We start from the raw sequence: 701 nt of genomic DNA, 5'->3' as shown, positions 1-701 counted from the left end.
TCCCCTTCGAACTCGGCGCCGACGAGGAGATCGCCGCGGCCTTGGAATCGCGCGTCGCCGACCTCCGGCGGCTGCTCTCCGAGCGGACGTACGCCGAGCCGCCGGACGTCGTCGCCCCCGCGCTGTTCCCGCCGTGTATGACGAACCTGATCGAGAAGGCGGAGCGCGACGCCGCGCTCTCCGCGGCCGAGTCGTTCGCGCTGATGGCGTTCCTCGTCGGCATCGGCATGACGCCCGACGAGGTCGTCGCCTTCTGCGCCGACACGAGCCTCGACGCCGAGGGGATCCGCTACCAGACGGAGTTCCTCACCGACGACCGCGGGACCCAGTACCCCCCGCCGACCTGCGAGACGCTCGCGAACTACGGGATCTGCCACAACGAGGACGACCACATGCAGGTCGCGGCCGACCCGCTCTCGTACTACGAGACCCGGGTGGCCGCGGCCGACGAGGTGACCGACTGGCGGGCGGCCCGAGAGACGGACGGGACGGAAGCGGCGTGAGCGCGGCGAACCGAACGCGACGGCAGAAGTAACGGACCGCGGCGGCTCGACGGCCTTACGAGCCGCCGTTCGCCCGCATCAGGAACGTCCCGACGCCGGCCATCAGCAGGACGAACCCGGCCAGGAGCGCGACGAGCGCGATCGCCCCCGCCTCCGGGAGGACCGCCGACCCGCCGAAGGTGACCCCGATGGCGACCA

At 72.0% G+C, this 701-nt stretch carries 1 pseudogene; it reads left to right on the top strand.

Going from position 1 to position 701, the window contains the following annotated elements:
• Window positions 1-503, top strand: a pseudogene (locus D3D02_RS18225) (DNA primase); the annotation flags it as partial.
• Window positions 504-701 lie beyond the last annotated feature (198 nt).

Source organism: Halobellus sp. Atlit-38R (assembly GCF_003665925.1).
GTDB classification, from domain to species: domain Archaea; phylum Halobacteriota; class Halobacteria; order Halobacteriales; family Haloferacaceae; genus Haloquadratum; species Haloquadratum inordinatus.
The sequence above is the reverse complement of the archived record's forward strand: the minus strand, read 5'-3'. Positions and strand labels throughout refer to the sequence as shown.